Origin of the sequence: Sphingomonas sp. Leaf62, assembly GCF_001421915.1 — a bacterium.
GTDB lineage: Bacteria > Pseudomonadota > Alphaproteobacteria > Sphingomonadales > Sphingomonadaceae > Sphingomonas.
This window is the reverse complement of the sequence record NZ_LMLN01000013.1, coordinates 247,044-255,039: the sequence shown is the minus strand read 5'-3', so window position 1 is coordinate 255,039 and position 7,996 is coordinate 247,044. Positions and strand designations below refer to the sequence as shown.

Annotated in this window: 10 protein-coding genes and 1 pseudogene; 3 read left to right on the top strand and 8 right to left on the bottom strand. The window is 65.5% G+C overall.

Annotated features, from left to right (window positions below; translation table 11 throughout):
- Positions 1-70: 70 nt before the first annotated feature.
- A pseudogene (locus ASE91_RS20580) lies at positions 71-178 on the top strand (IS110 family transposase); the annotation flags it as partial.
- Positions 179-254: 76 nt separating this feature from the next.
- Here the strand turns inward: ASE91_RS20580 and ASE91_RS19300 are convergent.
- The 7 genes from ASE91_RS19300 to rpiB all read right to left on the bottom strand — a co-directional run bounded on the left by ASE91_RS19300 (position 255) and on the right by rpiB (position 5,639).
- Complete coding sequence (locus ASE91_RS19300) at positions 255-548, bottom strand: hypothetical protein (protein WP_156357747.1); 294 nt, start codon at positions 546-548, stop codon at positions 255-257.
- 92 nt (positions 549-640) lie between these two features.
- A complete protein-coding gene (locus tag ASE91_RS09045) occupies positions 641-1,666 on the bottom strand; it encodes a glycoside hydrolase family 5 protein (RefSeq protein WP_056625180.1) in 1,026 nt (341 codons plus the stop codon).
- 65 nt (positions 1,667-1,731) lie between these two features.
- Positions 1,732-2,775: a TrmH family RNA methyltransferase gene (locus ASE91_RS09040; protein ID WP_082449835.1), complete on the bottom strand. Its 1,044-nt coding sequence runs from the start codon at positions 2,773-2,775 to the stop codon at positions 1,732-1,734.
- 175 nt (positions 2,776-2,950) lie between these two features.
- The gene (gene nrdR, locus ASE91_RS09035) at positions 2,951-3,412 is read right to left on the bottom strand and encodes a transcriptional regulator NrdR (protein ID WP_056398484.1); all 462 of its coding nucleotides are present in this window, start codon (positions 3,410-3,412) and stop codon (positions 2,951-2,953) included.
- 54 nt (positions 3,413-3,466) lie between these two features.
- On the bottom strand, positions 3,467-3,622 hold the full coding sequence (locus ASE91_RS20085) for a hypothetical protein (protein ID WP_200909452.1): 156 nt from the start codon (positions 3,620-3,622) through the stop codon (positions 3,467-3,469).
- 9 nt (positions 3,623-3,631) lie between these two features.
- Positions 3,632-4,927, bottom strand: a complete 1,296-nt coding sequence (glyA, locus tag ASE91_RS09030; RefSeq protein ID WP_056625178.1) for a serine hydroxymethyltransferase — start codon at positions 4,925-4,927, stop codon at positions 3,632-3,634.
- A 271-nt stretch (positions 4,928-5,198) separates the two neighbouring features.
- Entirely contained in the window at positions 5,199-5,639 is a 441-nt protein-coding gene (rpiB, locus tag ASE91_RS09025) for a ribose 5-phosphate isomerase B (RefSeq protein WP_056625176.1), read from the bottom strand.
- Between the two features lie 73 nt (positions 5,640-5,712).
- Between rpiB and ASE91_RS09020 the strand changes: the two genes are divergently transcribed.
- Entirely contained in the window at positions 5,713-6,186 is a 474-nt protein-coding gene (locus ASE91_RS09020; RefSeq protein WP_056625173.1) for a hypothetical protein, read from the top strand.
- Positions 6,179-6,652 (top strand): DUF3429 domain-containing protein, encoded by a 474-nt coding sequence (locus tag ASE91_RS09015; protein ID WP_056625170.1) that lies wholly within the window; start codon positions 6,179-6,181, stop codon positions 6,650-6,652. The genes ASE91_RS09020 and ASE91_RS09015 overlap by 8 nt, the downstream gene beginning before the upstream one ends.
- Before the next feature lie 69 nt (positions 6,653-6,721).
- On the opposite strand, the gene hemA is transcribed toward ASE91_RS09015, so the two are convergent.
- Positions 6,722-7,966, bottom strand: a complete 1,245-nt coding sequence (gene hemA / locus ASE91_RS09010; protein WP_056625167.1) for a 5-aminolevulinate synthase — start codon at positions 7,964-7,966, stop codon at positions 6,722-6,724.
- Positions 7,967-7,996 lie beyond the last annotated feature (30 nt).

Below are 7,996 nucleotides of genomic sequence, written 5' to 3'. Positions count from 1 at the left end.
ATGGACTTCGAGCGGCAAGCGCAGGTAGCTTAACCTCGTGTCTACCAGACCGGCAGCAGCTCACGGCCATGTGCTCGGTCGCAAGCCGCGAATGGTGGCTGCGGTCGCCTTGGCCAACAAGATGGCGCGCATGATCTGGGCGATGATGACGCGAGAAGAGAATTATCGGATGGCGTAAGCCGGTCGTCTTCCTCTGAAGCGAACCGGTAAGCGCCTGGGGGCTTCGCGGCCCTCGCAAGGCGATCGACTGACGATTATGCGGCAAGGACTTCAATGTTCAGGACGTGGAAACCAGTCCCGGGGCGCGAGCATCGTAGCTCTCTGAACCGATGTGGACCGCGTTCTTCGAACTGCATACCGGCCAGTGGCAAACGATGAGCCACGCGAACAGGCCTGACACACAAACGATATAAGCGCCGAGCCGCCAGAACGTCGGAAAATCGCCTTGCAAAACCGGGGGCATCCATACACGACCCTCCCGGCGCTGTCGCGTAGATCTGGAAGCTGCGCTTCGCAAGGTCGATGGCGAGGATGTGGACGTCGGTCATCTGCTCCTCCTTCGCTTGGCACCTCCCGGTGCCGGTCCGGCATCATACGACGCCGCTCGAAGGGGGCATCCATCCCATCAGTTCAGTCCGATTTATTTACCGGTCGGCACCAGCGCCTGCTGGATTGGTTCGACCCAGCGATTCTTGTCGATGTCGTACAAGATGAAGTCGCTGTCGAATTGCCAATAGGCCCAGGGGAAGCCATGGGCCTCCGCCTCGCGGCGGACCGCTGAGGTATAACGGACGCGGGCTTCCATCGGGATGCCGCTTTTGTCGTACGCGCCGAATTCGCCGAGCAGGATCGGGCGGTTATTCGCCTTCGACCACGCCGCAACCTTGTCGTAATCGGCCTTGATCCGGGCTTCGTCGGCGACGGTGAAGGGGATGCCGCTGACCTTCGCCATATCGTCGGCCCACGGCGCGCCCTGATGGGTGAAGCGGAAGGGTTCGTAGTAATGGAACGTCACGATGATGTTCCGGTCGTCCCGCGGCAGGTTCAGCGTCGGCAATTCTTCGAGATTGTTCCAGCGGGTCGGACCGATCACCAGCGTGCGATTGGGGTTGGTCGCGCGCACCACCGGGATCAATTTGGCCAGCATCGCATTCCATCGCGCGGCGTCGAGGGGGGCATGCGGTTCGTTGAGCAGTTCGAAGATCACGCTGTCGGGCACGCCGCGATAACGTTCGCCGATCTGCTGCCAGAACGCGACCAGCTTCGGTTCGCAGGCGTCGGGTGCTGCCGAACAGGGGTTGAAGTCGTGTTCGTCGAGGATGACGGTCAGGCCGGCGGCGGTTGCTTCGTTGACGACCCGGTCGAGCGTCGCCAGCCACTGCGGATCGAGCCGGTTCTGCGCGTCCATGTGCTCGAACGCCTGCAACACCACGCGGACGAAATCGAAGCCGCCCCGTTTGATGATCGCGAAATGCTTCGTTTGGAACCGCGCCTTGGCGGGATCGCGCCATAGCGGGTCATAGCCGATGATGTTGACGCCGCGCTTCAGCTTTGTCGCTGCCTGCCATGCAGGTTCGGCGGTCTTCGCCGTCTGTGGCGCGGTGGCGGCCGACAACGGTGTCACGATCAGCGCGGCAGCGAGGAGTGCGAGGGTTTTGAAGCGCATGGCTGGTCTTTCGGATCGGGCGGACGCGCGAGGCTATCGCGGTCCGCGCTGCCGTTCAACCGGCGTCAGCGTCGCCGCTTCGCCCCGTCGAGCGCCGAGAGCACGCCGCGCATCGTGCGCACCTCCTGCGACGTCCAGCCGGGCTTGGTCAGCAGCGTGCGCAGCGTCCGGCGCGAGGTGACAGCGCGTTCGGGCGGGAAGAAGAAGCGGGCGGCTTCCAGCATGTCGTCCAGCTGGCCGATCATGCCCTCCAGTTCTTCGTGCGGGGCGGGTTCGCCGAGGTCGACGATCGACGGGCTGGCGAGATCCTGCCCCTTCGACCATTCATAGGCGACGAGGATCACCGCCTGCGCGAGATTGAGCGAACCGAATTCGGGATTGATCGGCACGGTCAGGATCGTGCGGGCGAGCGCCACGTCATCGGTTTCGAGACCGGAGCGTTCAGGGCCGAACAGGATCGCCGAGCGACCGGCATCGGCCCGAATCGCCTGTGCGGCGACCTCGGGGGTGACGACCGGTTTGGTGATGCCGCGCTTGCGGACGGTCGTGGCGTAGACATGCGCGCAGTCGGCGACGGCATCGGCGACGCTGTCGTAGACCACGGCATCGCGCAGGACCTGATCGGCCCCGCTGGCGGCCGGGCCGGCTTCGGGATTGGGCCAGCCATCGCGCGGGGCGACGAGCCGCAGGTCGGTGAGGCCGAAGTTCAGCATGGCGCGGGCGGCCTTGCCGATATTCTGGCCGAGTTGCGGGCGGACGAGGACGATGACGGGTTGGGTGGTCGCGCTACCCTCCCGTTCGGTTCGGGCAGCATCGAGCCTGTCGAGATTCGGCTGTCGAGCACTCGCTGCGGTCGAGATCGTCGACCAATCGCCGCGGAACAGGCCTTCCTTTTTCTTCTTCGACCAGTCCTTGACCTGAGCCTCCCGGTCCAGCGCGTCGGTTCGGGTCTGAAACGTCTCGCTCCACATCAGTTCGACCGGGCGACGATCGGCAGTGTAGCCGGGGATCGTGCCGGACTGATGCTCGCCGACGCGGCGGTCGAGGTCGTCGGTGTGGCCGGTGTAATAGGTGCCGTCCGAGCATTTCAGGATGTAGACGTGGAACATGGCGGGCCTTGGGTTCTCGACGGGCGTGTCTCTACCGGCTCGATACTGCTCGAACTTGACCGGGGGAAGGGCGTTACCGGTAACGCGTTCTCGACGGACGCTTCTCGACAAGCTCGAAGCTGCTCGGACCGAACGGTGTGGGTTGGGCAAGGGGCGAGTAGGCGCGGTGAAGGTCTTACCCCTTCGCCGCATCCCCGACCGTGCCGGCAAATTCCTCGAAATCCTTCGCCTCGCGGAAGTCCTTGTAGACGCTGGCGAAGCGGATGTACGCGACCGGGTCGAGGCCTTGCAGTCCCTCCATCACCAACTCGCCGATCCGGCCCGAGGCGACTTCGCTGTCCCCGGTGGTTTCCAGCTGGCGCTGGATACCCGACACGAGGCGCTCGACTTGTGCCGGCGTGATCGGCCGTTTGCGACAGGCGGTGGCGACCGAGCGGAGCAGCTTGTCGCGGTCGAAAGGCTGGCGGCGGTCGCCCGACTTGACCACGGTCAGGTCGCGCAACTGGATGCGTTCGAACGTCGTGAACCGCGCGCCGCAGCCGGAGCATTGCCGCCGTCGCCGGATCGCCGCGCCGTCGTCGCTGGGACGGCTGTCCTTCACCTGGCTGTCGTCATGGGCGCAGAACGGGCAGCGCATCGGTCTTCCTGTCAAACCGCCCGCGCCGCCACATGGCGGCACGGGCGGGGCGCGTCAGTAACGCGTCTGCTTCTTCGCCTTGTAATAGGCATAGCCCGCACCGGCAGCCGCGCCGATCAGCGGGCCGACAAACGGCACCGGAATGGCGATGACCGCGCCCAGCGCGCCCCATTTCGCCATGCTCTTGCCGACCGATTTGTCCTTGACCATGTGACCTCCTTACAGACCCGGATAGATCGGGAACCGTTCGCACAGCGCCCGAACCCGTGCCTTAACGTCCGCTTCGACTTGCGGGTCCCCGGCCTCGCCCTTGGCACGCAGGCCGTCGAGCACGTCGGCGACCATATGGCCGATCTCGGTGAACTCGGCCTTGCCGAAACCGCGGGTGGTGCCGGCGGGCGATCCGACGCGGATGCCACTGGTCTTGACCGGGGGGAGGGGGTCGAACGGGATGCCGTTCTTGTTGCAGGTGATCGCCGCGCGCTCCAGCGCCTCGTCGGCATCGCGGCCGGTGACGCCCAGCGGGGTCAGGTCGATCAGCGCCAGATGCGTGTCGGTGCCGCCGGCGACGACGTTGGCACCCCGATCCTTGAGCGTGGCGGCCAGCGTCTGTGCGTTCTCGACGACGGCGCGGATATAGTCCTTGAACTCGGGACGCAGCGCTTCGCCGAATGCGACCGCCTTGGCCGCGATCACGTGCATCAACGGACCGCCCTGCAGCCCCGGGAACACCGCCGAATTGATCTTCTTGGCGATGGCTTCGTCGTTGGTCAGCACCATGCCGCCGCGCGGGCCCCGCAGCGTCTTGTGGGTGGTGGTGGTGACGACATGCGCTTGGCCGAACGGGGTCGGGTGCAGGCCGGCGGCGACGATGCCGGCGAAATGGGCCATGTCGACCATGAACTTCGCGCCGACTTCATCGGCGATCGCGCGGAACTTGGCGAAATCGATGTGGCGCGGATAGGCCGAGCCGCCGGCGATGATGAGCGTCGGCTTGTGCTCGCGCGCCAGTGCCGCGACCTCGTCATAGTCGATCAGATGGGTTTCGCGATCGACACCATATTGGACCGCGTTGAACCACTTGCCGGACATCGCCGCCTTCGCGCCGTGGGTCAGGTGACCGCCCGCGTCGAGGCTCATGCCCATGATCGTGTCGCCGGGCTTGGTCAGCGCCAGCATCACCGCGCCGTTCGCCTGTGCGCCCGAATGCGGCTGGACGTTGACGAAGCCGCAGCCGAACAGCTGCTTGGCGCGATCGATCGCCAGCAGCTCGACCTCGTCGGAGGGGTGGCACCCCTGATAGTAACGCTTGCCGGGATAACCCTCGGCATATTTGTTGGTGAAGACCGAACCCTGTGCTTCCAGCACCGCCTTCGAAACGATGTTTTCCGATGCGATCAACTCGATCTGATAGCGCTCGCGCTCCAGTTCGTGGGTAACGCCCGCGAACACGGCGGGGTCGGCATCGGCTAGGGTGGTTTCGAAGAAACCGTCGGGGCGGAACTGGTCGGTCATGGGGCGCGGCTCCCGCTGAAAAAGAGGTCGCGCGCGCTTTAGTCCGGGTGTCATCGAAATGCCACCCGGGGAATTGGGTTTCAGGCCGGCGGTAGAAGAAGGTGGTTCACGCAAAGGCGCGGAGACGCGAAAGCGTCGTGCACGCGGACACCTATCACGCAGCGATCCTTTGCAGCCCGGTTGCGAGGTGAACAGAAGGCTCGCCGGCGCGAGCGGGGGCAGCGCACGCCCTCCGCGTCTCCGCGCCTTCGCGTGAACCCAATTCTTCTGCTTACGCCGGAGGAGTACCCAGCTTGTCGACGCGGCGCTGATGGCGGGCGCCGCCGAACGGGGTGGAGAGGAAGGCGGCCAGACACGCCTTCGCCATTTCGCTGCCGACCAGCCGTGCGCCCATTGCGATGACGTTGGCGTCGTTATGTTCGCGCGCCAGTGCCGCCGACAGGGGTTCGGACACCAGCGCACAGCGGCATGCGGCGACGCGATTGACCGCGATCGAAATGCCGATGCCTGATCCGCACAAGGCGACGCCGAAATCGGCATCCTTGCCGCTAACTACTTGTGCCAGCTTGTATCCATAGTCGGGATAGTCGACGCTGGCCGGTTCGTTAGGCCCCAGATCGGCGACTTCGTGCCCCTGGTCGTGCAACCAAGTGACGAGTTCTGCCTTGAGCCCTAGGGCGGCGTGGTCGGATGCGATTGCGATACGGGCCATGGGCCGCTTCTAGCCGTCGGGATGGCCGGGCGCTAGGCTGAGGTCATTGGGAAAGGCGAAAGGGATGGCAAGGATGCGTGGAACGATCATCGTCGCGGCACTTGCATTGGGTGCGTGCGGCGCGTCGGAACGGCGCAGCGAAGGTGCTGCGACACAGGCGGCGATCGAAAACAGCGCCGCCACGCCGCTGCCCGCGCCGAAGGCACCGACTCCGGCACCATCCCCGACTCCCACGCCAACCCCGACCGCCAGCGATACCGCGACACTGGGAGCGACCCGCTATCTCGGCCGCTGGGTCGGCGTCGAAGGCACCTATCTGGTCGTCAGCGATCCGGCGCAGGGCGATGTGAAGCTCGAAATGCAATATGACCTCGACAACAAGGGCGATTTCGTCGGCACGGTTACACCGGAAGGCATCCGGTTCGAACGCGGGGGCGAAACGCTGCTGCTGCGACCGACCGACGGCGATGCGACCGGGCTGAAATGGCTGGCGGGCAAGAAGGACTGTCTGACTGTCAAGCCGGGCGAGGGATATTGCCGTGGCTGACGGGGTCGATGCTGCTCCGGTGGTCCGTCCGCCGATCGCCGCGTTGCTGCTGGGCTATGCCGGGCTCTTGCCGCCGATCGTCGCGGTCGCGGTACGGCTGATCGATCCGGCCAAGGGCGGCATGATGCTGGCGCTGGCTTTATTCTATTCGGCGCTGATCCTGAGCTTTCTGGGCGGGATGTGGTGGGGCGCGGTGTCGGCGCGGGTGGCCGGCGCGGCGCTGACGCTGTGGCTGGGCATCGCGGTGGTGCCGACGCTGGTCGCGCTGGTCGCTGGCGCGGTCCTGTTCGCGTCGGTCCTGTCGGCATCGGCGATCGTGGCGGCAGGGCTGCTCGGATCGCTGCTGGTCGACATGGCGCTGGTGCGTGCAGGGCATGTACCGGCGTGGTGGATGAAGCTGCGCGTGCCGCTGTCGGTCGGACTGGCGGTGCTGACGCTGCTCACCGGACTGTTGGCGCAGCCATAGGTTCGGGGCGAAGTAACACCGGCGCAATGGAACAGCGCCGGCTTGCCGCCGATCCGCCGGGACCGGCGTTCAGGCTGCCTTGCGCAGTTCCAGCCGGCCCCAGATCTCGACCAGTGCGGCGGTCAGTTCCCGCATCATCGCGGTGTCGTGCGCTGGCCCTGGCGTGAAGCGCAGCCGTTCGGTGCCGCGCGGGACGGTCGGATAATTGATCGGCTGAACATAGACGCCGTATTCGCGCAGCAGGATGTCGCTGATCCGCTTGGCCTTTACCGGGTCGCCGACCATCAGCGGCACGATATGCGTGGTCGTGTCCATCACCGGCAGCCCGGCATCGGCGAACAGCGTCTTGAGCGTCGCGGCCGCCGCCTGCTGCCCCTCACGCTCGGCAGTCGAGCCTTTGAGGTGGCGGACGCTGGCCAATGCCCCGGCGACCAGCACCGGCGACAGGCTGGTCGTGAAGATGAAGCCCGGCGCATAGGAGCGGATCACGTCGATCACGGTGCGATCGGCGGCGATATAGCCGCCCATCACCCCGAACGCCTTGCCCAGCGTCCCCTCGACGATCGTCAGTCGCGATGCCGCGTCGTCGCGTTCGGAAATGCCGCCGCCGCGCGCGCCATACATACCGACCGCATGGACTTCGTCGAGATAGGTCAGCGCGTTATATTTGTCGGCAAGGTCGCAGATCGCGTGGATCGGCGCGACGTCGCCATCCATTGAATACACGCTTTCGAACGCGATCAGCTTGGGCACCGACGGGTCTTCGGCGGCCAGCAACTGCTCGAGATGGGCGAGGTCGTTGTGCCGGAACACCCGCTTTTCACAGCCCGAATGCCGGATGCCCGCGATCATCGACGCGTGGTTCAGCTCGTCCGAAAAAATGATGCAGCCCGGCAGGATGCGGGCGATGGTCGACAGCGTCGCCTCGTTCGAGACATAGCCGCTGGTGAACAGCAGCGCCGCTTCCTTGTCGTGCAGGTCGGCGAGCTCGGTTTCGAGGTCGATGTGATAATGGGTGTTGCCGCCGATGTTGCGGGTGCCGCCCGAGCCGGCACCGACGTCATGCAGCGCTTCTTCCATCGCCGCGATGACCGCGGGATGCTGGCCCATCGCCAGATAGTCGTTCGAACACCAGACGGTAATCGGCTTCGGCCCGTTATGCCCGGCGAAGCACCGCGCATTGGGGAACTGCCCCTTGTTGCGCAGGATGTCGATGAAGACGCGGTAGCGCCCTTCCTCGTGCAGGCGGTCGATCGCCTGTGCGAAGACACGGTTGTAATCGACCGAGCGGGCCGGAACTGCGTCGATGCTCATGGGGCGCGGGTGTACCTGTTGCGCGGTCGC

What these genes read in the sequence shown, in the direction of transcription:
- ASE91_RS19300 (WP_156357747.1), bottom strand. Translation starts at nt 548, where the DNA reads ATGACCGACGTCCACATCCTCGCCATCGACCTTGCGAAGCGCAGCTTC.
- ASE91_RS09045 (WP_056625180.1), bottom strand. Translation starts at nt 1,666, where the DNA reads ATGCGCTTCAAAACCCTCGCACTCCTCGCTGCCGCGCTGATCGTGACA.
- ASE91_RS09040 (WP_082449835.1), bottom strand. Translation starts at nt 2,775, where the DNA reads ATGTTCCACGTCTACATCCTGAAATGCTCGGACGGCACCTATTACACC.
- nrdR (WP_056398484.1), bottom strand. Translation starts at nt 3,412, where the DNA reads ATGCGCTGCCCGTTCTGCGCCCATGACGACAGCCAGGTGAAGGACAGC.
- ASE91_RS20085 (WP_200909452.1), bottom strand. Translation starts at nt 3,622, where the DNA reads ATGGTCAAGGACAAATCGGTCGGCAAGAGCATGGCGAAATGGGGCGCG.
- glyA (WP_056625178.1), bottom strand. Translation starts at nt 4,927, where the DNA reads ATGACCGACCAGTTCCGCCCCGACGGTTTCTTCGAAACCACCCTAGCC.
- rpiB (WP_056625176.1), bottom strand. Translation starts at nt 5,639, where the DNA reads ATGGCCCGTATCGCAATCGCATCCGACCACGCCGCCCTAGGGCTCAAG.
- ASE91_RS09020 (WP_056625173.1), top strand. Translation starts at nt 5,713, where the DNA reads ATGCGTGGAACGATCATCGTCGCGGCACTTGCATTGGGTGCGTGCGGC.
- hemA (WP_056625167.1), bottom strand. Translation starts at nt 7,966, where the DNA reads ATGAGCATCGACGCAGTTCCGGCCCGCTCGGTCGATTACAACCGTGTC.